22 protein-coding genes and 3 pseudogenes are annotated in these 20,118 nt (G+C 45.3%); 16 read left to right on the top strand and 9 right to left on the bottom strand.

The features are described 5' to 3' along the window. Window positions 1-93: 93 nt before the first annotated feature. Window positions 94-543, top strand: a complete 450-nt coding sequence (locus AC3A14_RS03535) for a hypothetical protein (protein ID WP_318731243.1) — start codon at window positions 94-96, stop codon at window positions 541-543. A gap of 52 nt (window positions 544-595) precedes the next feature. Here AC3A14_RS03535 and AC3A14_RS03530 read toward each other — a convergent pair whose 3' ends face one another. Both AC3A14_RS03530 and AC3A14_RS03525 read right to left on the bottom strand, forming a co-directional pair. Then, window positions 596-928 carry a DUF5615 family PIN-like protein gene (locus AC3A14_RS03530; RefSeq protein WP_318731244.1) on the bottom strand — a complete coding sequence of 111 codons (333 nt, stop codon included), beginning with the start codon at window positions 926-928 and terminating at the stop codon, window positions 596-598. Then, window positions 925-1,155: a DUF433 domain-containing protein gene (locus AC3A14_RS03525; protein WP_318731245.1), complete on the bottom strand. Its 231-nt coding sequence runs from the start codon at window positions 1,153-1,155 to the stop codon at window positions 925-927. Before AC3A14_RS03525 ends, AC3A14_RS03530 begins: the two co-directional genes overlap by 4 nt. Window positions 1,156-1,196: 41 nt before the next feature. On the opposite strand from AC3A14_RS03525, the pseudogene AC3A14_RS03520 reads away from it, so the two are divergent. From AC3A14_RS03520 to AC3A14_RS03505, 4 genes and pseudogenes are all read left to right on the top strand, one after another. Further along, window positions 1,197-1,379, top strand: a pseudogene (locus AC3A14_RS03520) (type II toxin-antitoxin system VapC family toxin); the annotation flags it as partial. Window positions 1,380-1,382: 3 nt separating this feature from the next. Continuing rightward, window positions 1,383-1,577, top strand: a complete 195-nt coding sequence (locus AC3A14_RS03515; RefSeq protein WP_318731246.1) for a hypothetical protein — start codon at window positions 1,383-1,385, stop codon at window positions 1,575-1,577. A 130-nt stretch (window positions 1,578-1,707) separates the two neighbouring features. After that, window positions 1,708-1,983 carry a hypothetical protein gene (locus AC3A14_RS03510; protein WP_318731247.1) on the top strand — a complete coding sequence of 92 codons (276 nt, stop codon included), beginning with the start codon at window positions 1,708-1,710 and terminating at the stop codon, window positions 1,981-1,983. Continuing rightward, window positions 1,980-2,345 carry a clan AA aspartic protease gene (locus tag AC3A14_RS03505; protein WP_318731248.1) on the top strand — a complete coding sequence of 122 codons (366 nt, stop codon included), beginning with the start codon at window positions 1,980-1,982 and terminating at the stop codon, window positions 2,343-2,345. Before AC3A14_RS03510 ends, AC3A14_RS03505 begins: the two co-directional genes overlap by 4 nt. Before the next feature lie 148 nt (window positions 2,346-2,493). Here the strand turns inward: AC3A14_RS03505 and AC3A14_RS03500 are convergent, their stop codons facing one another. Beyond that, window positions 2,494-2,706: a hypothetical protein gene (locus tag AC3A14_RS03500; protein WP_318731249.1), complete on the bottom strand. Its 213-nt coding sequence runs from the start codon at window positions 2,704-2,706 to the stop codon at window positions 2,494-2,496. A 26-nt stretch (window positions 2,707-2,732) separates the two neighbouring features. Between AC3A14_RS03500 and AC3A14_RS03495 the strand changes: the two genes are divergently transcribed. The 6 genes and pseudogenes from AC3A14_RS03495 to AC3A14_RS03470 all read left to right on the top strand — a co-directional run bounded on the left by AC3A14_RS03495 (window position 2,733) and on the right by AC3A14_RS03470 (window position 8,252). Next, the gene (locus AC3A14_RS03495) at window positions 2,733-3,005 is read left to right on the top strand and encodes a hypothetical protein (RefSeq protein ID WP_318701812.1); all 273 of its coding nucleotides are present in this window, start codon (window positions 2,733-2,735) and stop codon (window positions 3,003-3,005) included. Next, window positions 3,005-3,373: a clan AA aspartic protease gene (locus tag AC3A14_RS03490; protein ID WP_413039044.1), complete on the top strand. Its 369-nt coding sequence runs from the start codon at window positions 3,005-3,007 to the stop codon at window positions 3,371-3,373. The genes AC3A14_RS03495 and AC3A14_RS03490 overlap by 1 nt, the downstream gene beginning before the upstream one ends. A 45-nt stretch (window positions 3,374-3,418) precedes the next feature. Then, window positions 3,419-3,648, top strand: a pseudogene (locus AC3A14_RS03485) (hypothetical protein). Window positions 3,649-3,794: 146 nt separating this feature from the next. Beyond that, window positions 3,795-5,459: an L-aspartate oxidase gene (gene nadB, locus AC3A14_RS03480; RefSeq protein ID WP_487778909.1), complete on the top strand. Its 1,665-nt coding sequence runs from the start codon at window positions 3,795-3,797 to the stop codon at window positions 5,457-5,459. A 117-nt stretch (window positions 5,460-5,576) separates the two neighbouring features. Then, window positions 5,577-7,181, top strand: a complete 1,605-nt coding sequence (locus tag AC3A14_RS03475) for a DUF4419 domain-containing protein (RefSeq protein WP_318731253.1) — start codon at window positions 5,577-5,579, stop codon at window positions 7,179-7,181. Between the two features lie 393 nt (window positions 7,182-7,574). Next, window positions 7,575-8,252: a Uma2 family endonuclease gene (locus AC3A14_RS03470; protein ID WP_413039046.1), complete on the top strand. Its 678-nt coding sequence runs from the start codon at window positions 7,575-7,577 to the stop codon at window positions 8,250-8,252. Between the two features lie 68 nt (window positions 8,253-8,320). Here AC3A14_RS03470 and AC3A14_RS03465 read toward each other — a convergent pair whose 3' ends face one another. Further along, window positions 8,321-9,079: an SDR family oxidoreductase gene (locus AC3A14_RS03465; RefSeq protein ID WP_318734676.1), complete on the bottom strand. Its 759-nt coding sequence runs from the start codon at window positions 9,077-9,079 to the stop codon at window positions 8,321-8,323. A gap of 298 nt (window positions 9,080-9,377) precedes the next feature. Here AC3A14_RS03465 and AC3A14_RS03460 point away from each other — a divergent pair, with 298 nt between their 5' ends. The 3 genes and pseudogenes from AC3A14_RS03460 (at window position 9,378) to AC3A14_RS03450 (ending at window position 12,551) form a co-directional block, all read left to right on the top strand. Then, window positions 9,378-11,006 carry an ABC transporter permease gene (locus AC3A14_RS03460; RefSeq protein ID WP_318734679.1) on the top strand — a complete coding sequence of 543 codons (1,629 nt, stop codon included), beginning with the start codon at window positions 9,378-9,380 and terminating at the stop codon, window positions 11,004-11,006. A 119-nt stretch (window positions 11,007-11,125) separates the two neighbouring features. Next, window positions 11,126-11,779 (top strand): PEP-CTERM sorting domain-containing protein, encoded by a 654-nt coding sequence (locus AC3A14_RS03455; RefSeq protein WP_318734682.1) that lies wholly within the window; start codon window positions 11,126-11,128, stop codon window positions 11,777-11,779. Window positions 11,780-11,993: 214 nt separating this feature from the next. Then, window positions 11,994-12,551, top strand: a pseudogene (locus AC3A14_RS03450) (pyridoxamine 5'-phosphate oxidase family protein). Window positions 12,552-12,888: 337 nt separating this feature from the next. On the opposite strand, the gene AC3A14_RS03445 reads toward AC3A14_RS03450, so the two are convergent. The 5 genes from AC3A14_RS03445 to AC3A14_RS03425 all read right to left on the bottom strand — a co-directional run bounded on the left by AC3A14_RS03445 (window position 12,889) and on the right by AC3A14_RS03425 (window position 18,950). After that, entirely contained in the window at window positions 12,889-13,134 is a 246-nt protein-coding gene (locus AC3A14_RS03445; protein WP_318734685.1) for a type II toxin-antitoxin system Phd/YefM family antitoxin, read from the bottom strand. A 104-nt stretch (window positions 13,135-13,238) separates the two neighbouring features. Further along, complete coding sequence (locus tag AC3A14_RS03440) at window positions 13,239-13,616, bottom strand: type II toxin-antitoxin system VapC family toxin (protein ID WP_318734688.1); 378 nt, start codon at window positions 13,614-13,616, stop codon at window positions 13,239-13,241. Further along, the gene (gene vapB, locus AC3A14_RS03435) at window positions 13,616-13,834 is read right to left on the bottom strand and encodes a type II toxin-antitoxin system VapB family antitoxin (protein ID WP_318734690.1); all 219 of its coding nucleotides are present in this window, start codon (window positions 13,832-13,834) and stop codon (window positions 13,616-13,618) included. The genes AC3A14_RS03440 and vapB overlap by 1 nt, the downstream gene beginning before the upstream one ends. A gap of 623 nt (window positions 13,835-14,457) precedes the next feature. Then, complete coding sequence (locus AC3A14_RS03430; RefSeq protein WP_413039256.1) at window positions 14,458-18,489, bottom strand: magnesium chelatase subunit H; 4,032 nt, start codon at window positions 18,487-18,489, stop codon at window positions 14,458-14,460. A 257-nt stretch (window positions 18,490-18,746) separates the two neighbouring features. Then, window positions 18,747-18,950, bottom strand: a complete 204-nt coding sequence (locus AC3A14_RS03425) for a hypothetical protein (RefSeq protein WP_318734696.1) — start codon at window positions 18,948-18,950, stop codon at window positions 18,747-18,749. Between the two features lie 110 nt (window positions 18,951-19,060). Here AC3A14_RS03425 and AC3A14_RS03420 point away from each other — a divergent pair, with 110 nt between their 5' ends. Both AC3A14_RS03420 and AC3A14_RS03415 read left to right on the top strand, forming a co-directional pair. Beyond that, window positions 19,061-19,360 carry a hypothetical protein gene (locus AC3A14_RS03420; RefSeq protein ID WP_318734699.1) on the top strand — a complete coding sequence of 100 codons (300 nt, stop codon included), beginning with the start codon at window positions 19,061-19,063 and terminating at the stop codon, window positions 19,358-19,360. A 33-nt stretch (window positions 19,361-19,393) separates the two neighbouring features. Beyond that, on the top strand, window positions 19,394-19,792 hold the full coding sequence (locus tag AC3A14_RS03415) for a type II toxin-antitoxin system VapC family toxin (protein WP_318735218.1): 399 nt from the start codon (window positions 19,394-19,396) through the stop codon (window positions 19,790-19,792). The last annotated feature ends 326 nt before the right edge of the window (window positions 19,793-20,118 follow it).

The following is a 20,118-nucleotide window of genomic DNA, read 5'->3' as shown; positions in this document are numbered from 1 at the left end:
AAAATCTGTTTTTTTCAGTGGTTTTATTGGATAGCTAAGACCTACAATTCTTAGTGGCATTGTTAAAAGACTAACTTCGCAAAACTAATTAACATGGCTAACACAGCGTATTCTTTAATCTCAACCTTAGTCAACTCTATGATTCTGATCTTCGGGTCTTATCTCCAAGTTCTCTTGCTAGAAAAATTCAACATCGAAAGCGATACGTCAAAAATCGTGATATGGGTTGCTTTTGTATTAGCAATGATCCCACTTATCTTTACTAAAGAAGTTTTTCAAGAAACGAGCAGATGGGAAGAAAGCGTTTGGTTTTTCTGGAAAAGACAACATTACTCATATACGGTTAAGGAGCAGTGGCGTGTTATGGGAGTGATCCCTATCGGAGATACTAGAACTGTTAGTTCGGAAAAAACCATTGACCAGCCACCTGCGGCCTTGGTTGCACAAGAAATAGTTGGTATTTTGCCGAGCTTTATCCCCGTCGTTAATTCCTATGTTCACTTAATATCTAATGTGGCAAGGAAGTCTCTACCAGGTCGTTAAGCCCTTATGTCTTCTATTCCTAGATTCGTGTCCTGGCTAATTCCTATTGAGCTTAGTGAAGTTCCAAGCAGTGAAGAGCAGGATTTGCTAAAAGTTCTTCAATGGCTTCTTGCCCAGAACGAATCAGAGCTTCAACCTGTTGAGTGGGTGCATTTCCACATCTTAGCCATACCACTTTTGGGGGAGAACTGTATAGTCGGCTTCTTTCAGCAAAATCTGCATCTTGAGTCACAATGCAGAAATCGTTGAGCTTGGCAAATTCCCAAATCTCTGTATCTGTCTTCTCTGCTAACCCATGAAATTGTATATGGCTAGAATTGGGAAAAATATCAGCCAAGCGAGGGATAAGTTTTCGGCTCAGGTTTTGATCGAAAAGGAGTTTCAAGCGACACTCACCGAAGCAACTAAACGATGTTCGCGATCGGCTGCAAATTCTAAGCAAGCTCTGATATCTGTCTCTGTTAGCTCCGGGAAATCCTCAATAATTTCAGCCATAGACATTCCAGCAGCAAGCCAGCCAAGAATGTCGTAAACCGTAATTCGCATCCGACGAATACAGGGTTTGCCTCCCCGTTTATCCGGCTCAATGGTAATGATGTCGCGATAGCTCATAACAATACAGAGAATGCTTCCATCTACACTTATACCACAGCAAAGCTGCTGGTGATGCCTTGCGTATGGCGATCGCTACAATCTATGGCTTAGACTATTTACTAACATGGAACTGTAAACATATTGCCAACGCTCAAATTCAGAAAAAGCTGGTTCAGATTAGTTGTGATGTTGGGTATGAGCTACCCCCAATTTGTACACCCTACGAGTTAATGGGAATTTAAACAATGTGGAGAGATGAAATTTTAGAAGAAATCTATAGAATTCGGGAGGAACACGCTAGAGCATTCAATTATGACTTGAAAGCGATTTGTGATGACTTGAGGAAACGGCAAGCAACCAGTGATAGGAAAATTATTTCTAAGCCTCTTCGAGAACCTCGATCGCCAAAGCAACTGAACACAAGGAGCGATCGCCAGTAAACTCTAGGCAGAACTTCTGATATCTTTCTCTTCCAGCTCTGGGAAGTCATCAATTTTCTATATTTATAGCACGTTCGGCGATCGCTCAGAATGACGATATAATAGTAGTGTCGAGATCGCCAATTAGCCTATGCAGACTATCCTTTTAAGCCGTGAAGCAGTTGCCCAACGTGCAAAGCATTTGTACGAAAGTCAGATTCGTCAGCAGGTGGAGTTAGACGAGAATATTGGCAAAATGGTCATCATTGACATTGAAACAGGAGACTATAAAGTTGATGAAAATGGCTTGCGTGCTGCTGACGACTTGAGTGAAAAGCACCCCAATGCTCGGCTTGTTGGATTCAAAATCGGATATAACGTCGCAGCATCTTTTGGTGGTGGTGTCATGGAGCGTGCCGTCGAGTGATTTCAGGCATCGTATCTGATGGACATCCAATTATTATCATACCTTTTCGGATTCCGAATCGTGCTGACTTCCCCATTGAGTTTGTAGTAGACACAGGATTTACAGATGAGCTATGTTTACCGCCAGAGGCAGTAGCGTTGCTGAATCTTCCTTTCAAGTATGACATGCTCGTAAGTCTAGCAGATAATAGCCCGGTGATGTTGCCCGTACATAAAGCAATTATTCTTTGGAATAACGAGGAGCGAGAAACTCGTGTGTTTGCAACAGGACGCAGACCCCTAATTGGAACTGCTTTGCTTGCTGAATATGAGCTGGTGATTCAGTTTACGGAAGGTGGATTAGTAACGATTGATGAACTGTAGCTCGATTAAAATTTATTGATAAACTAGGCAGATCTAAATGGTCATGATGTCGCGATCGCTCATAACAACACAGAGAATGATTCTATCTATAATTTTAGCCTAAACCACCTCTGTCCAAAACTCATCGGAAAGAGGATCGTTAAAATCATCACCGATCCAACCCATACCTTACATGTAAACCTAAAACCCGTTTTGGTACGGGAGAGGATTCTGCTTCATTAAGACTAGAAGTTGCCATTGACTGAGTTTGCCGCTCTAGCAGAAACTCGGCAAAAACTAACAACAGTTGCTGATTTTCTGGTATCAGCTTCTGTGATTTTCTTGATAAATCGTCTAGAATATTTAGGGTGCGATCGCTCATAATTGGCTGCTGTTGAGGGTAATTCCATGGTACTTCGCCAACGACGTTACAGCAAAGAAGAATTAGCTAGACGGGGACAAGAACTCTATGAAACCGGTATTCGGCAACAAGTCGAAGCTGGAAATGAAGGCAAAATTGTAGCCATTGACATCGAAACTGGAGATTTTGAGGTAGGTGAAACTCTGATCGCTGCAACCGATCCATTATTTGAACGTCATGCCGATCCTCAACCTTGGACAATTCGCATCGGACACCGTGCCGTCTATCATTTTGGTTCGCGGAGTCTGAAGCAGAGTTAATGATTTATGGAGTTGTGAATTGGCGGCGTGAAGCAACACTTCCTCTTGTAGTGGGTAACTCAAGTGGGCAACGAGAAGTTATTGATACTGTCATTGATACTGGATTTGATGGCTGCCTGTCTTTACCATCGGAAACGATTATTCGTCTTAGGCTACCTTGGAGAACCTCCAATACAGTAACCTTGGGTGATGGCAGCGAAACTGTGTTTGATTTTTACACCGGAACAGTAATTTGGGATGGGCAATACCGCGCAATCGACATTGCAGAATCCGAAACAGAACCCCTGCTTGGAATGGGGATGCTTTATGGTTATCGATTGCAGGTTGATGCAGTTGAGGGTGGTAGAGTTAAAATTGAAGCCTTATAGCAGTGCGAAGCGCTGTAACGCATCCAAGAAGTGAATGGTGATGCTATGTCAGTTCAACTTCAAAAACAGCTTTCTCCTGCTGATGATCAAATCATTTTAGGACAATTGCCCGATCGCATTCGTGAAGCTCTAGTGGCTCGTGCTGTGGAAATAGAGTATCCAGTCGAAGCAGTCGTGGAAATGGCGATAAAACTCCGTTTCGCTTCGCCATCGCCAGTTTCCTTGATAGTAAAGCATTAGGCTTTGCCGATTGTAAACCAGGGCGCGGGCAGTAAGAATGAGATTCAGAACAAAGAAACCGGGTTTCTGTGACAAGTTCCGACTCCCAACCCAAATCTGGCTTCAGAAACCCGGTTTCTAAAGGGTGGCCAGGGGATAGAATAGGAAGATCGCCAAACCTGTTTATATCTGGGAGAAACGATTGAACAGCCCCCATTCAACGCCCCCTATTCCCTCTAGAGCCTTCGATCTTATTGTGGTGGGTTCCGGAGCTGCGGGACTGTATGCCACCCTCTGTTTACCTGCACAGTATCGGATTTTGCTGGTGACGAAAGATAAACTTCGCACAGGCTCGAGTAAATGGGCCCAAGGGGGAATAGCGGCCGCGATCGCCGAGGATGACTCGCCGGAATTGCATCTCGAAGATACATTACATGCAGGGGCAGGTTTGTGCGATCGCCAGGCGGTAGAATTTTTAGTCAATCATGCTCCAGAAGCGATCCATTCTTTACTGGAACTCGGTGTAGCATTCGATCGCAAAAACAATAAACTCGCCACTACCCTAGAAGCCGCCCATTCTCGCTCCAGGGTTCTTCATTCCCAAGATACCACCGGGCGAGCCATTATTGATATTCTGACGGCTCGAGTCTCGGAGCGACCGAATATTCAAGTTCTCTCCCAAGCCTTTGCCCTCAGTTTATGGCAAGATGCACCAGGCGCGGCTATTCAAGGGATTAGTTTATTGTGGGAAAATCAAATTGTCTGGATCGGAGCTAATGCGGTGATTTTAGCGACTGGAGGCGGGGGGCAAATCTTTGCCCAAACGACGAACCCCCCAGTGAGTACAGGGGATGGAGTAGCCCTAGCGTGGCGTGCAGGAGCAGTTCTGAGGGATTTAGAGTTTGTCCAGTTCCATCCCACAGCCCTAAGCAAACCAGGAGCGCCCCATTTTCTGATCAGCGAAGCGGTGCGAGGAGAAGGGGCCCATTTAGTCGATGCCCAGGGGCGTAGGTTTGCCTTTGATTATGACCCCAGAGGGGAGTTAGCGCCCCGTGATGTGGTCAGTCGGGCAATTTTTAATCATTTGGAGAAAACAGCCCCCGATCCCGTCAGAGCGAACGTTTATCTGGATTTGCGGGCGATCGCCCCAGAAAAAGTCCGCTATCGTTTTCCCAATATCATCCAAAAGTGTCAGCAATGGGGCATTGATGTGTTTGCAGAACCCATACCGGTTGCGCCAGCCGCCCATTATTGGATGGGAGGAGTGGCGGTAGATTTGATGGCAGCGACTTCTGTACCCGGATTATATGCGATCGGCGAAACAGCCAGTACAGGAGTCCATGGAGCGAATCGTTTGGCGAGTAATTCCTTATTGGAATGTATTGTATTTGCCGCTCAGTTACAGAAATTAGAGATTGAAACCGTTGCGGATGCTCCCCTTCCCACTCCAAGAACGGAAACTGTAGACTGGGAGGCAGACCAAGGATTTTTTGAGTCCATTCGCCAACAATTACCTGCTCTCATGTGGCATAGTGCGGGCATTTCTCGCCAGCAATCCCTATTAGAGGAAGCAATAGCGACGGTGAGCGCTTGGGGTTCTGAGGTGAGAGAACGTGCGATCGCCCAATACTTAAACCATTTATCTCCCAATGAACCCGTAAAATTCACCTCTGAGCAGGCAGCAACCCAATTAAAATTAGCCGTGGAAACCCTTAATTTATTGGATATTGGCTATTGGATACTCAAAAGTGCAGCCTTTCGCACGGAAAGTCGAGGCGGTCATTATCGCAACGATTATCCCCAACCCTCAGCAGATTGGCAAGCGCATACCTTGATTAAAGGCGATCGGGTTTATTCAGAGTATTGAATTGCTTCTACCTATTGCCAAAAATCGAGTCATTATTACTCCAGATAAACCTTAATCTCGATCGCCAATCAAAAGCCCCCGGCAATATAATAGAAATAGATTTTGGGGAATCATACCATGGCACAGATCGCACCAATACTCAACCAACAGTACAACCAAATCTCCTTCTCGGTCGATGAAGTCGAACAAGCTACAGAGCTTCTCCCCACTCAAGAGGCGAAATCTCAGTTTGAGCGCCAATTGGAAAAACCCGTATTAGCCTTTAGTCATGACGCTAGCTTTCAGATGGTTAGCACTCGATACAATACTTTAGCTCGTGGAATTCATCCCCTAGCATTGGCAGTTCATCTGGCGTTTTCCGAGCATCGTCCCTTATTGCTCACCCCGGATATCATTTGGATAACCATCGCTCAAGGATTTGCTCACCATGTTAACAATCATGCCGAAGAATTGCGCGATCGCTTGGTCTCTCATTCAGGTAAAGAGACTCTAACTATCGAAGTATTGGATATTCCCAAACAAGCAGACGAGTGGAGCAAAGCTGTTCATGAGTGGACGTTGTTGATTCGCGATCGCGTTGGAGCAGAAGTTTATCACCTCTTAGAATGTAACTTTAGCACCACAACCCCTAACGCGCTAACTGCCAGTCGCATCGTCATGATGGATACATTTCGTCAATATTTTGATTATGAAATGCTTTGCATCTGCGGTATTCCCAAGATTACCCTATTGGGAACAGTACAAGATTGGCAGAGTATTTGCGATCGCGTCCGCATGATGGCTGAATATAACCTAAGCTGGTGGACGGATCGATTATTACCCATCTGTGACGAGTTCGTAAAAACCGCATCAGGAAAGCCTTCCTTGTCATTTTGGCAACAGATTTACAAACCGCAAGAAATGTATGGTGGTGACGTAATTACCGGTTGGTTAGCCGATTTATTTCCCTATCTCCGCGATCAAATCACCAATGTACCTTCAAGACGAAATCCTATTTTGGCGATCGCACGTTCTGATATTACAGTTAATAAAGGTATTTCTCCTCGTGTCCTACCTTTAGGTCTTTCTCAAGTTCCCTTTGAACTGATATTCAATCAACAAGAATATTCTCTAGAACTATTGGCTGGCTTGATCGGTGTTTGCCAACATTCAGAGGAAGGAACCTTGAGTCCTGAAGTGGGTTGGGCTGTACGAGAAAGAGATAACTTTCAACGATTATTGGATAATATTGAGCGCGAACATATCACGCAGAAACCGATTGATTGGTCAAACTTTAGATCGATTTACTCTCTTCCTAAAACACACATTCAAATTCTAGAACGATTTGATGGAGCGACGCTTTACCCAAACAGCGGTCATAGTTGGATCTTGACGAAATATGATGTACATAAATATTATAGGTGTAAATATTATGTATTTAATGAAGTCAAAACTTCTACTTCAGTTCAACACTTGATCGAGCTTGAAGATAAACGCTGTATTGGTTACACCCATGAAAATTTAATATTGTTAGGAAAATCTATTATTGGTTATATCGATGAAGGATTAATATTTCATGATAAATCCGTTTCAGCTACCCATCCTTTATTTGAAAATAGAATAATGTATGGTTTAAAAGATACTGTGGTTATCGCCCAAGGAATCGAACAACTCCTAGAGCGCATCTTCCAAGCTGAAGGTCGTTATTATTTTGACAATCCTTCATTTGCAATAATCTCGTAATTCTAGAAATTAGTTAAAGCAATGAAAACTCTAATTGATATCTTTTTCATCCTCAATCTGTTCATACAAAAGTACAATCGTCACCTATGAAGATCATTTGACCTTTACGGAAGAAGAAACCAGCTTCTATCCCAAGATTAGAGGTGAAGATGTATATTTGGTGAGTCGCTGCACTATTATAATATTGTTCCAAGTGCCCATGAGCCTTTAACCATGTAAGCACCTCCTCTTCTGTAAACCCCTGGAGATGCTCTCTAAGCGCTTTTCGTTGGGAAACTAGATCGATTAAGTGGAACTGCTTTGCCATCAGGTTTGCTCTGTTAAGTAATTAAGTCATAAGGTAATACAAATATGGTTAACCTCTCTCAAAAGCAGCAAACCACCCTGCCAACAATGTACGATTTACCCAGTGAAGAAGTAGGAGAATCTGGTTTGCCTGACGAGTTCCATCCCCTACAAGCGACCTTGTTGCGCTTAACCTTTCAACCGTTCACTTATCCCTCTGAACAAGTATTTTCGGGAATGGATCTCAATATCTATTATGACCCAAATAATACGCGGCGATACAAGCGTCCCGACTGGTTTGGAGTCGTGGGAGTCCCCAAATTGTATGAAGAACAGGATTTACGGCTCAGTTATGTAATCTGGCAAGAGGGTGTTAATCCTTTTATTGTTGTAGAACTGCTCTCTCCGAGTACCCAAAAAGAAGACTTGGGAGAAATTGAGGCTGAACCGGATGAACCTCCAACCAAATGGCAAGTGTATGAAGAAATTCTGCAAGTGCCCTATTATGTGGTTTACGATCGCCAAAATTCTTCTTTCCGAACCTTTCACCTGCAAAATCAGCGCTATCAAGAGTTAGAAATACTAGATAATCGCTTATGGTTAGCAGAACTGGGAGTCGGTTTAGGAGTATGGCAAGGCTCGTATCAAAAGGTCGATCGCCTCTGGTTGCGATTTTATGATGCTTCAGGCAACTGGATTCCTACGCCAGAAGAACGGGAGCGACAACGAGCAGAACGATTTCGACGTTTACTTCTGGAGAACGGTATTAACCCTGATGAGGTTTAAAGTGAGGATCGAACAACACAAGTTCAGTCTGCCTAACACTCTTGAATAAGCCCTACGATCATTAACTGTTATGTCATAAAACCACCGTCAATTACTATCGATTGACCTGTGATAAAACTCGCCTCATCCGAACATAACCAAACCACCGCATTCGCTATCTCTTCTGGCAAGCCCATACGTCCGAGGGGATAAAGCTGCTCAATCATAGCCGCTTTGTCTTCCGGATTTGGTACAATGCGATTAACCATGTCTGTTTCTATCGCTCCAGGACAAACGACATTAATCCTGATGCCATCCCGAGCATGTTCAAGAGCAATGGATTTAGTCAACCCAATAATTCCATGTTTGCTGGCACTGTAAATCGCTAAATTGCTTGCCCCCCTCAACCCAAGTGCAGAAGAATTATTAACGATCGCCCCTGTGCCTTGCTTGAGCATCTGAGGAATTTCGTACTTCATAGATAACCAAACTCCTTTCAGATTAGTATTGATAATCAAATCCCAATCTTCTTCCCCCTGTTCGATGGCAAGTCTGACTACGCCTTCAGTCCCAGCATTATTGAACGCATAATCTAAACCTCCGTACATTGCTACCGTTTGAGTGACCAAACTTTCTACCTCGGCAGCCTGAGTAACATCGGTTTTTACGAAAAGCCCCTCACTGCCTGCTTCTTTGATCAGTTCGACTGTTTCTTCCCCTTCTTTCACCTGGGGACTACCAATGACTACTTTTGCTCCCTTGCCAGCAAAAGCCAAGGCTGTAGCGCGTCCAATGCCGGAACTGCCTCCAGTGACGAGGGCAATTTTGTTTTCTAGGGGTTTGGTCATATTTTTAGTTTCAAATGTAGTATGATTAATTCTCAATTAACACCAAGCTTACAGCGCTTCGTGCCCTGCTCAAAAAATAGACCTTTTGCATAAGTGGGTAGAAAATAAATAGCCATGGAATAATTCTGTATTTTTACAGCGCTTTGTGCTGTTATGAGGGACAGTGTTGAATCCTCAAAGCTATGTACCAAAAGCCTATTCCCTATTCCCTATTCCCTATTCCCTAGCGCAAAGCGCTATATCCCTATTCCCTGACTTCTGCAAGAAATCTAATGAATTCAACGAGGTGCCCTTAATTATGATCTGGTTTTCTAAAGGATGGACGATCGCCGTCATCGCGATCGCTCTGTTGATTGCAACTCCCATTCTCTGTGTTGTTGCCAGTAGTTTCACTAACACGGGAGACATTTGGTTGCATCTGATGGAAACAGTGTTACCTCGCTATCTGTTGAACTCGTTTGCTTTAATGGTGGGAGTAGGAACAGGGGTATTACTGATCGGTGTTGGATGTGCCTGGTTAGTGACGATGTGCGAATTTCGCGGAAAGCGGTGGTTTGAGTGGGCGCTGTTGCTCCCTTTAGCTGTCCCCGCCTATGTTTTAGCCTACACCTATACGGAATTCCTGGAATATTACGGTCCGGTGCAAACCACGCTGCGAAGTTTGTTCGGCTGGGAAACGGTGCAAGATTACTGGTTTCCTCCCGTGCGATCGCTCGTTGGCGCTATTATTCTCCTTAGTTTAGTTCTCTATCCCTACGTCTATTTATTAACACGGGTCGCTTTCCTGGAACAAGCCACTTGTACCCTCGAAGCTAGCCGCTCCCTGGGCTGTAATCCCTGGGAAAGTTTCCGTAAAGTGGCGCTCCCTCTGGCTCGACCCGCAATTATGGCGGGATTGTCTTTAGCCCTAATGGAAACTCTGAGTGATTTTGGGACGGTGCAGTATTTCGGTGTAGATACGTTTACGACAGGTATCTATCGCGTCTGGTTTGGTATGGGAGAACATGGAGCTGCCTCCCAGCTCTCCTCTATTTTATTGATGTTTGTTTTCGTCCTAATTATCCTAGAGCGCTGGTCTCGTCAGCAAGCCAAATATTACCAAAATGGCGATCGCTTCCGAGCCATTCAACCCTATCGATTAACTGGAATACGAGGACATTTGGCGGCGATCGCCTGTCTGGTTCCGATGGGCTGTGGATTTCTACTCCCAGGTGGACTACTACTGCAAATGGCGATCGCCAACCCGGATACCCTACAAGGTCGGTTTTGGGAATATGCCCAGAATAGCCTGATTCTTGCTGGTCTGACTGCCCTGTTAGGAGTCATTTTAGCCGTGGCGATCGCCTACGGAGTGCGCTTAAACCCCACCGTCCCCATGAACAGTGCCGCGCGACTCTCCTCCATGGGATACGCCATCCCCGGCTCCGTGATTGCCGTCGGTATTCTCATTCCCCTGGGAATTTTTGATAACACTGTCGATGCTTGGATGCAAGCCACGTTCAGTATATCTACGGGACTACTCCTCAGTGGTACTATTTTTGCCCTGATCTTCGCCTATCTGGTGCGCTTCTTAGCAGTTGCTTTTGGAACCGTAGAGTCGAGTCTCGGCAAAATTACCCCCAATTTAGACTATGCCTCCCGCAGCCTCGGCTACGGAGTCACCCAGACCCTGTGGCGCATCCACGTCCCCCTAATACGCGGTAGTCTATTAACGGCGGCTCTCCTGGTATTTGTGGATGTGATGAAAGAACTCCCCGCCACCTTAATCATCCGTCCCTTTAACTTCGACACCCTTGCTATCCGCACTTATCAACTGGCTGCCGATGAACGCCTCGCCGAAGCAGCCGGCCCAGCTCTAGCATTAGTGGTCGTGGGGATTTTACCCGTGATTTTGCTGAGTCTGAGAATTCGTAGATTTAGCTCCTAATGTAACGTTTTATTACAAAATCAGTGATTTTGCAGAAAATCAGCTCCGAAAAACTGACTAACTTATTAGAGGCTTCGATTGCCTCTGTGGTTGAATACTCAGTATAGGAGTCATAACGTATGAATTTATTTAATATCAAATCCTTACCACTCGGATTAGCTGTAGGCATCAGTACTACTCTGGGTTTGGCTACCGAAATTCCTTCAGCATCTGCTCAAACTATCCTCCTTGAAGATAACTTTAATGCTGAAAATGGTGGTGTTGGAGAACTCAACTATTTTGATTTGGCCAATTGGGATGTAGTTGATGGTTCCGTTGATTTGATTGGTAACGGATTCTTTGATTTCTTTCCTAGTCAAGGACTTTTTCTAGACCTAGATGGTACAACTCGCAATGCAGGGACTGTTGTTTCCAAAACAGCATTTACATTCAATCCAGGTCAAATTGTGGAGTTAAGTTTTGACTTGTTAGGACAAAACCCTGGTAGAACACAAAACAATAATCTGACTGTTTCTTTGGGGACTTTGTTTGAAGAAACTTTTTCTGTACTCGATGCTGGACTGATTACTCGGCAGTTTACTGTAGAACAACTGACAACAGCAAATCTAATTTTCGATCATACTGGAGGAGACAATGGAGGATTAGTCCTTGATGACGTAATGTTGGCAATCCGAAACCCCTCCAAATCTGTACCGGAACCCTCTTCTATTGTAGGATTACTAGCCTTCAGTGGGTTGGGTTTCCGTTCCCTGCGTCAACGGAAACCGTTCTAAAGTAACTCGACTTCTCGGATTTAGAACCTGCTAAATTTGTTGATCTCTGACGCAGTCCGAAAGAGCGATCGCCTAACCTATCCTAATTTAGCAGAAGTGGCGATAAAACTCCGTTTCACTGCGCGATCGCTCATATAATTAAAGGCATCTCTATTTATTCAAATTCTGAAAATCAGTAGACAGGGCAACCATTGAAACAGCATAGGAGATGATTATGGCTCGCAAATTTGCACAACTTGCTTTTACGCCCGAAGTCAAAGCTGTACAAGAACAATAAGGATCTCGCCAAACCTATGAGCGCTATGTTGCCAAAGGCCCCAGTAATGATACGATTACTCCCGAACTAGCCGACTTTATCGTCACCCTAGACGGAATCTATTTAGGAACGGTTAGCTCCAATGGTTATCCCTACATCCAATTTCGCGGAGGGGAACCCGGTTTTCTGAAGGTATTGGATGAAAAAACCCTAGGCTTTGCCGATTTTAGTGGCAATGCTCAATACATCACCGTGGGTAATCTATCGAGCAATGATAAAGCCTTTTTATTTCTAATGGACTATCGTCACCGCAAGCGGGTGAAGGTATGGGGAAGAGCAGAAGTCGTAGAAGGAGATACGGAGCTTACCCAAAAATTACAAGTCCCCAACTATCCAGCAAGCATAGAGCGAGTCATTCTATTCCATGTGGAAGCTTACAGCGAGAACTGTCCCCAACATATTCCGATTCGCTATTCTGAAGGTGAGATTGCCGAACTGGTGGCTCGCAAAGACTGAAACCGAACATATGATAGGGCGCTTTAAATGATAATACTGGGTCTCTCTGGCGCGATCGTCACTATTTATAAAGAATTATACAATAATTGAGAGATCGCGCTTTCATGAATAGATAAACTACGAATCGGGTGTCTTTCACGCTGTTTTGGAAGGTAGATTTCCGGCGATTCTGGTAAGGGCAATTTTCCCAGTTGATATTTAATCATCGCTGCCCACACACAAACTACGCTGAGATAAACTTCGTTATCTTGATTGCTAATAGCATTACGACATCTTTCATCCAGTTAGCGATTGTGCGTAATCAGCCAGAGAAAAATATGAGTATTCAAGAGGATTTTCATGGATTTTCAAACAATTTTATAATTTCTTCAGGAAGGGGATCGTTAAAATCATCAGGCACAATAAATTCACCCTCACATAAACCAATAGGACGAGGTGTTTTCTGAGGTAGGTTGGTTGATATCGGTTGAATTTCAGCAATCGGCCGATCTTCCTGAGTAATGATTAATCGATTACCTTCTTGAATCAATTGGATAAATCCAGATAAATTTTGTTGAATTTCATCTATGTTTAGGCTAATCATGGCTTGTTTGAGTTGGATGATTAGTCAAGGTGGGGAGAGAGTGAGAATACGAGGAGGAATAAACCCATACCCGGCAAATTAAAATAATCAATCTTTATCTTAACTTATGTCCACATCCTCTGAATTGGATAGGCATTAAAAGCCGTGTCAGCACTGACAATCATTAAAGAATTGGTGATTGCTTGAGCAATTAAAATGCGATCGAATGGATCGCGATGATGAAGGGGTAGAGTTCTATAATGCTCAAGATCGGCAAAGGAAATATCTAAAGTTTCAATCCCAGTCTGTGCAAGAAAATCAGCTAATTCCATAAACTCAAAATCTAATTTCAACTTTTTAATTGAAATTTTGATAGCAATTTCCCACACAGTCGCCATACTGACCCTAACCCGATCGGCATTTTCTATGCTACTTTTGACCCTTGATGGCAACTTAGGGTCATCAGCTAGAAACCACAACAACGTATGAGTATCGAGTAGCATTACATATAATCCTTCATATCTTCCAAAGGGGCATCAAAATCTTCTGCCATCCAAATTTTTCCCTTTAACAATCCTGCTCGTCGCTTTTTTTGTTGCACTTCTGGCTCGACTTTTTTCTCTATATACCGTTCTGATAAGAATTCAATATAGTGCAATACCTCGATTTGTAGAGACTCTGGTAATGTCTCTAATTTCTCTAAAATTACCGGTTGAATCATTCTTATCGCTCCAAAATTACGCTAAAACCATTTTATATCAAATCCTTAGATGTGTGCTACAGATGATTGACGCAGGGACACAGGGATGGATGTGTAGCGTGAGTTTTGGGATTTGATATAACAATTTTTTGGTAGGCTTTAGGGTTTTCTTCTGCCCAATGATTAAATTGTTCAAATGCTTGGGGATCAAATACTATATTTCTCATGCCATTCTTGTTCAGTAATGACAACTAAACCCTCTTCCTTTTCTACTCTTTCCATTGCTTCTAATAATTGTTTTTTATTGGCTTCTGTAGAAAATAAATATTCTGTCGTATCTTCAGTGACAGAATCGACTAAAATAATGACCTCTATGTTTTGACCTTCGGGTAATTCAGGAGCATAAACTTCTATTTTTCCTGATTTGCCAACAGCAGTATTGTGTTTAATTGCTTTAATTATTTGTTATGACTTCAATAGCAACAACGGATTAGGGTATGGGTTTATTCCTCCCCATCCTTCTCTAAATGCACTATTTTAGCTGAAACAATGCACTACGATCTATAAAACGTAGAGACAAGGTACGCCTTGTCTCTACCCAATGATTCGCAATTATGCTCAGATGACGTGAGAATTAACCCAATCTAATCATCAATTCCTTCAATGCGGTCTTCTGCTTCCTGATACAACTGGCGCAGACGGTCGAGGTTTTCCTCGCTAGTTTCCCAGTATCCGCGACCATTCACTTCTAGGAGAGTGCTAACCACCTTACGGAAGGAATGGGGATTGAGGTTGAGCAACCGTTGACACATAGCCTCATCCTTAATGAAGGTGTCGTTGGTTTCCTCATACACCCAGTTGTCCACCGCTCCCGCAGTCGCACTCCATCCCGAAGTATTCACCAGGCGCTTGGACAACTCGCGCACCCCTTCATAGCCGTGGGAGAGCATTCCCTCGTACCATTTGGGATTGAGCAGTTTTGTCCGCGCATCCAGGCGCACGGTTTCGGACAAGGAGCGCACTTGACCTTTAGCGGTAGTAGTATCGGCAATGTAGGCAGCAGGTTGCTTACCATCTTTCCGCAGGGAACTCACCACCTTGGTGGGGTCGCTGTCGAAATAGTGGGAAACATCGGTCAAGCTAATCTCAGAAGAGTCTAAGTTCTGGAACGTGACTTCCGCACTCTTGAGGGAAGACTCGAACACCTGACGGCTTTCCTTCATGATGCCAGGATTATCGGCATCAAAGGCGAAGGATTTCCGGTTGAGATACATCTCTTGCAGTTCAGTTTCTTCTTCCCACGAGGAGTTTTCTACCGCCAGGTTGACGTTGGAGGAGTAGGAACCACTGGCATTCGAGTAAACCCGACTGGCCGCTTGACGCAGGTTAATGCCTAATTCGTCGGCTTGCTGCATGGCATGTTTGCGGACAAAGTTCATTTCTGGGTGTTCGTCCGCTTCAGCAGCCATTTTCACGGCTTTATCCATCAGCGCCATTTGATTGACAAACAGATCCCGGAAGACTCCAGAACAGTTGACCACGACATCGATCCGAGGTCGTCCCAATTCTTCTAGGGAAAGTAACTCTAGCTTATTCACCCGTCCCAAGGCATCGGGAACCGGTTTAGCGCCGACAAACCAGAGGATTTGCGCTAGAGATTCGCCAAAGGTTTTGATGTTGTCGGTTCCCCAGAGAACGGTGGCAATGGTTTCGGGGAGTTGACCGTTGTTGGTGGCTTTATGGCGCTCCAGGAGTTGATCCACCACTTTTTTGGCTGACTTGATGGCTGCTTCAGTGGGAATGGACTGGGGATCGAGGGCGTGAATATTTTTACCGGTGGGCAGTACGTCGGGGTTACGGATGGGGTCACCACCGGGCCCAGGGAGGATATATTGACCTTCGAGAGCGGACAAGAGACCACCCAGTTCGTTATCGGCGCAGACCTGTTCGAGACAGAATTCTAGATATTCCATCAGGGTCTTGAGGGCCGGTTCGTCCACGTTGGTGTAACCCAAGTCATGGAGTTTGGCAATCCATGGTGCTTTTTTACCCATGTTGAAGAAGTTCAACCGAGAAACTAAGGAGACCCGACCTTCAGCGTTGGTTTGTTCTTCCACCAGGGCAGTGACGGCGGCGCGGGTGGCTTGAACAATGTTGTTATAGAGTTCTACGTCTTCGAGTACCCCTAAATCGCTGCTTTCATAGATTTGGTCGATGTCGCGGTCGATACTGCGGGCGACGATCCGGGGCAGGCTTTCGATGCCGTCTTCGGGGCGATCGATGTTGGCGATATTGACCAAAGTGGCGATCGCCTCGGTCGCTGTCGGAGGTTTCCCAACTACATGCAAGCCACAAGGTAACAAGCGCGACTCAATCTCCATCAGTTTGTTGTACACCTGACCCACGAGATTATCCCGTTCTTCCAACGATAGGGCGGGGGCGGGTTCTGCAATTGTTTGGTCTTGTCCCCCAGATGTTGGTGAACCCGCCCCTACCAGGGCTGGGATATCCTGATCCAGGTTCACTTGACGACATTTCTCGATAATTGTCAGCACAATTTGTTCGCCCCTGGGGGTGTCCTTAAGCTGTTGATAGGAACCGATCAACTCGCTCAGTTCGGCTAACCCTTTATACAAGCCTGCATTTTCCGCTGGAGGCGTGAGATAGGAAATAGTGGCCGCATAACCTCGGCGTTTGGCGATCGTAGCCTCGGAAGGATTATTCGCCGCGTAGTAATAGAGGTTAGGAATCGAACCAATCAGATTATCGGGGTAGCATTCGCCTGACATCCCCATCTGTTTCCCAGGCATGAATTCTAGGGAGCCATGGGTTCCGAAGTGCAGCACTGCATCCGCGCCCCAAATTCTCTCCAGATAAGTGTAGTAAGCCGCAAAGCCATGGTGGGGAGACGCAGAGCGCGAGAACAGCAACCGCATGGGGTCACCTTCATAACCAAACGTAGGCTGTACTCCGATAAACAGGTTCCCGAAGTGTTTCCCATATACCAACAGATTTTGACCATCGCTATTGAGATGTCCCGGAGGCGGGCCCCAATTTTCCTCTAGACGCTCGGAGTAGGGAGTCAGGCGCTCGTATTCCGCCACGGACATGCGATGGGCAATATTCAACTCTGGGGAAGCATATTGGGCGCTGGCATCGTGGATCACTGCTTCCATCAGATCTTTGGGCGATTCGGGCAGTTCGCCAATATCATAGCCATTATCTCGCAGGGCGCGAACCACTTCGTAGATACTGCCAAATACATCTAAATAAGCTGCTGTTCCCACATTACCCTTATCGGGGGGGAAGCTAAAAACCGTGATGGCGATTTTCTTATCCAGTTTGGGTTTGCGCCGCAGGTTAGCCCATTTGAGGGCACGAGCAGCAACCGACTCGATCCTATCTTGGAGGGCGATCGCCTTTCCAGTGGCTGCATCTCTTCCCGATAAAATAATCGGTTCAATAGCTCCATCCAGTTCAGGAATGGCAATCTGAAGGGCCACTTGTACCGGGTGCAGTCCCAGCTCGGAGGCTTCCCACTCTTCCGTCGTTTGGAAAACCAAGGGTAGAGCCACCATGTAAGGCCGGTTGAGGCGCTTGAGGCTCTCTACCGCTTTCGGATGGTCTTGCCGAGCTGGCCCGCCGACGAGGGCAAACCCGGTTAAGGAAATTACCGTATCAACGATGGGTTTTTCCGTGCGTTGATTCCAGAAATAAGCATCCACCGGTTTGGAGAAGTCGAGACCACCGGCGAATGTCCCAATGACTCTGGCTCCTCTAGATTCGAGTTCTTGAACAATAGCCACATAATGGGCATCATCCCCGGTCACCAGGTGGCTGCGCTGCAAGACAATACCGACACAGGGAGCGAGGGGGTCTTTGAGGTCGTCAGAAATATCATCCCGGCTGTTGTACCAGTCAAAATAGTCCTGTTGGTCTTCAAACATTTTTGGGGCCATGGGATGCCAGATGCCCAGGTCTGGATAGACCACCGGGTCAGAGTAGCTCAGTTTCTGCTCGCTATCGAGAACATATTTATCCGCCAACATCAGCACGAAGTTGGTCAGGTTTTCCGGAGAGCCACCCAGCCAATATTGGAACGAGAGCATGAAGTTGCGTGCATCCTGAGCCTTTTCGATGGGCATGTATTTCAGGACTTTGGGCAGGGTACGCAGGAGTTTGAGCATTCCGTCTTGGAAGGAGGAACCGCTCGATTCCTTACGTTTTTTCATGAACGAGGCGATCGCGCTCTTCGATTGCCCCAATTGCGCCATGCTAAAGCTACCGAGCTTATTCAGGCGCATTACTTGGGGCATGGAGGGAAAGATCACCGCGGCATCCAGGCGATCGCGATGGGGGGCAACTGTAGCTACAATGCGATCGGCCAAATCTTCAATGAAAATCAAGGAGCCAATGAAGATATTAGCCGTCTTCATATCCCGCTCAAACTCGGCATAGTTTTCCGGGTTGCGTAGCTCTTCAATTAAGTACCCGCTCAGTTCTATACCCACTTGATTTTGATGTTTCGCTGCACTGCGGTTAATCGTTTGAGCCGCTTGGGTAAGGGCACTTTGGTATTGTGCCTCCATGACGATGTACACAATTTTAATAATTTTCCGCCCCTCGCCCCCTTTCTCAATGACTGGGGGAGCAGACGATAGGTCTGGAGAATCCATCTCTTGGGTGACCAGTTCTGCGGCGATCGCCTTCAGGGTTTCCCCATCTATGCCATTAGCTGGCTCTGTTTCTGGTACAGTGACACGACGAATGTTGGATTTAACCTGGGTGTACATATTGGAGGTTCCTCTACGATCCTTATTCCCTTGGGTATGTATTTCGGCTATCGCCGACATGAATATGATTCCGACTAGGGGGGAGGTTTCCCGTATCCGCTCTAGGGCGGGAAACACCAAATAGATATTGTAAGATACCCCTACTCTATTACCCCATTATCTGGGAAATGGGTCATTTTTTTTAACCCTAACTGGTTAGGGTAACGTGGATAAGAGCTTTTGAGCAATTTTAACCCTTCTGGAGTCCCACAAAGGTCTGGCTCTCTGCTGGCAAAGGGTTCTGATTTCTGAGTAAGGGAGGTCGCGATCGGGCGATCAGTAGATTTTTTGATCAAAGAAGACATAAACTCTAACTCAATTAGGGTTGACCCAAGCCAACTGGATAACATCCTACAGTAGTCTTATCAATTCTTTTGAGTTATCATGAAGAAAATTAGGTTATTTTTTTATTAAAATGAGTCCAAAAATGGAAGCAGTTATGCAAGCGATTAATCGGTTATCATTGCAAGAACAAGAGCAGCTTCTAAGCCGGTTACAAGCTCATTACAGGTCTTCTGATGAGATCAGCGATCTGGAAAACAAGAATGCTGAGTTTTGGCAAGGAGTATCTCTATCTCAGTTAATGAAACATCAACATCCGAGAACATTTCAGGATGCCCAGGAATGGGTAGCTGAGTTTTGGCCAGAAGAAGATACAGTTGAAGATTTTTTAAAGTTTCTTAGGGAACAAAGGGAAAGAAATTCGGATAGTTAATCCCAGAAACACACAGAGTTAAAAAGGTATCGTATGACGGTGATTTTAATTGATATAGATATCAGTTCTTTTATCTTCAAGGGTAGTGATTATGCCCAACCCTATATGCCGCTTTTGATGGGTCATCAATTAGCTCTTTCTTTTATGACTGTAGCTGAACTGTTTCAATGGGCCATACTTCGTCAGTGGGGCGATCGCCGACAGCTACAATTAGAATCGTATTTGTCTAATTACTTGGTCATTCCCAGCGATCAACTCCTGTGTCTTCAGTGGGCAAAGATTCGGGGAAATCGCCAAAGAATAGGAAAGCCGATTTCGCCCCAAGATGCCTGGGTTGCAGCAACTGCGTTACGCCACGATCTGCCCTTGGTTACTCACAATGTGAAAGATTTTTTAGATATTCCCAATCTACGCTTGCTCACTCCAACTTAACATTTCCTAGGTTTTCTCAATTTCCACCCAACGACTTAAAAATTACTCATGCTTTACTGATTTTCTCCACTCCCAATCTAGCCCATGTCACATTATTTGAACCTCAAAAAATGAGCCATTTTTGGCCTCAATGGCAAGCGCGAGTCGCTCAATTTTGGCAAATACAAAATTCTTCAATCTCAGCTTAGAATTCAGTGCCAGATTTAAAACGACCAATTTTTGCTCTGAGAAACTGTAGCTCGATCGTGGTATCCTAAACAATTGGAGACTTTCCCATCCTGTGTACAACGTCCTGTAATTCCTATGACCCTGGCAGAAGAGAAAAA

The organism is Roseofilum sp. (assembly GCF_982964205.1).
Note: the sequence above shows the minus strand (reverse complement) of the source record. Positions and strands in the feature narration are given on the sequence as shown.

Excerpts from the sequence above, each read along its gene's own strand:
- AC3A14_RS03470 (WP_413039046.1), top strand. The coding sequence starts at position 7,575 with ATGTACGATTTACCCAGTGAAGAAGTAGGAGAATCTGGTTTGCCTGAC.
- AC3A14_RS03535 (WP_318731243.1), top strand. The coding sequence starts at position 94 with ATGGCTAACACAGCGTATTCTTTAATCTCAACCTTAGTCAACTCTATG.
- AC3A14_RS03500 (WP_318731249.1), bottom strand. The coding sequence starts at position 2,706 with ATGAGCGATCGCACCCTAAATATTCTAGACGATTTATCAAGAAAATCA.
- AC3A14_RS03525 (WP_318731245.1), bottom strand. The coding sequence starts at position 1,155 with ATGAGCTATCGCGACATCATTACCATTGAGCCGGATAAACGGGGAGGC.
- AC3A14_RS03420 (WP_318734699.1), top strand. The coding sequence starts at position 19,061 with ATGAGTCCAAAAATGGAAGCAGTTATGCAAGCGATTAATCGGTTATCA.
- AC3A14_RS03440 (WP_318734688.1), bottom strand. The coding sequence starts at position 13,616 with ATGCTACTCGATACTCATACGTTGTTGTGGTTTCTAGCTGATGACCCT.
- AC3A14_RS03510 (WP_318731247.1), top strand. The coding sequence starts at position 1,708 with ATGCAGACTATCCTTTTAAGCCGTGAAGCAGTTGCCCAACGTGCAAAG.
- AC3A14_RS03425 (WP_318734696.1), bottom strand. The coding sequence starts at position 18,950 with ATGTCTTCTTTGATCAAAAAATCTACTGATCGCCCGATCGCGACCTCC.
- AC3A14_RS03460 (WP_318734679.1), top strand. The coding sequence starts at position 9,378 with ATGATCTGGTTTTCTAAAGGATGGACGATCGCCGTCATCGCGATCGCT.
- AC3A14_RS03430 (WP_413039256.1), bottom strand. The coding sequence starts at position 18,489 with ATGGATTCTCCAGACCTATCGTCTGCTCCCCCAGTCATTGAGAAAGGG.
- vapB (WP_318734690.1), bottom strand. The coding sequence starts at position 13,834 with ATGATTCAACCGGTAATTTTAGAGAAATTAGAGACATTACCAGAGTCT.
- AC3A14_RS03475 (WP_318731253.1), top strand. The coding sequence starts at position 5,577 with ATGGCACAGATCGCACCAATACTCAACCAACAGTACAACCAAATCTCC.
- AC3A14_RS03415 (WP_318735218.1), top strand. The coding sequence starts at position 19,394 with ATGACGGTGATTTTAATTGATATAGATATCAGTTCTTTTATCTTCAAG.
- AC3A14_RS03455 (WP_318734682.1), top strand. The coding sequence starts at position 11,126 with ATGAATTTATTTAATATCAAATCCTTACCACTCGGATTAGCTGTAGGC.
- AC3A14_RS03445 (WP_318734685.1), bottom strand. The coding sequence starts at position 13,134 with ATGATTAGCCTAAACATAGATGAAATTCAACAAAATTTATCTGGATTT.
- AC3A14_RS03515 (WP_318731246.1), top strand. The coding sequence starts at position 1,383 with ATGTGGAGAGATGAAATTTTAGAAGAAATCTATAGAATTCGGGAGGAA.
- AC3A14_RS03495 (WP_318701812.1), top strand. The coding sequence starts at position 2,733 with ATGGTACTTCGCCAACGACGTTACAGCAAAGAAGAATTAGCTAGACGG.
- AC3A14_RS03490 (WP_413039044.1), top strand. The coding sequence starts at position 3,005 with ATGATTTATGGAGTTGTGAATTGGCGGCGTGAAGCAACACTTCCTCTT.
- AC3A14_RS03465 (WP_318734676.1), bottom strand. The coding sequence starts at position 9,079 with ATGACCAAACCCCTAGAAAACAAAATTGCCCTCGTCACTGGAGGCAGT.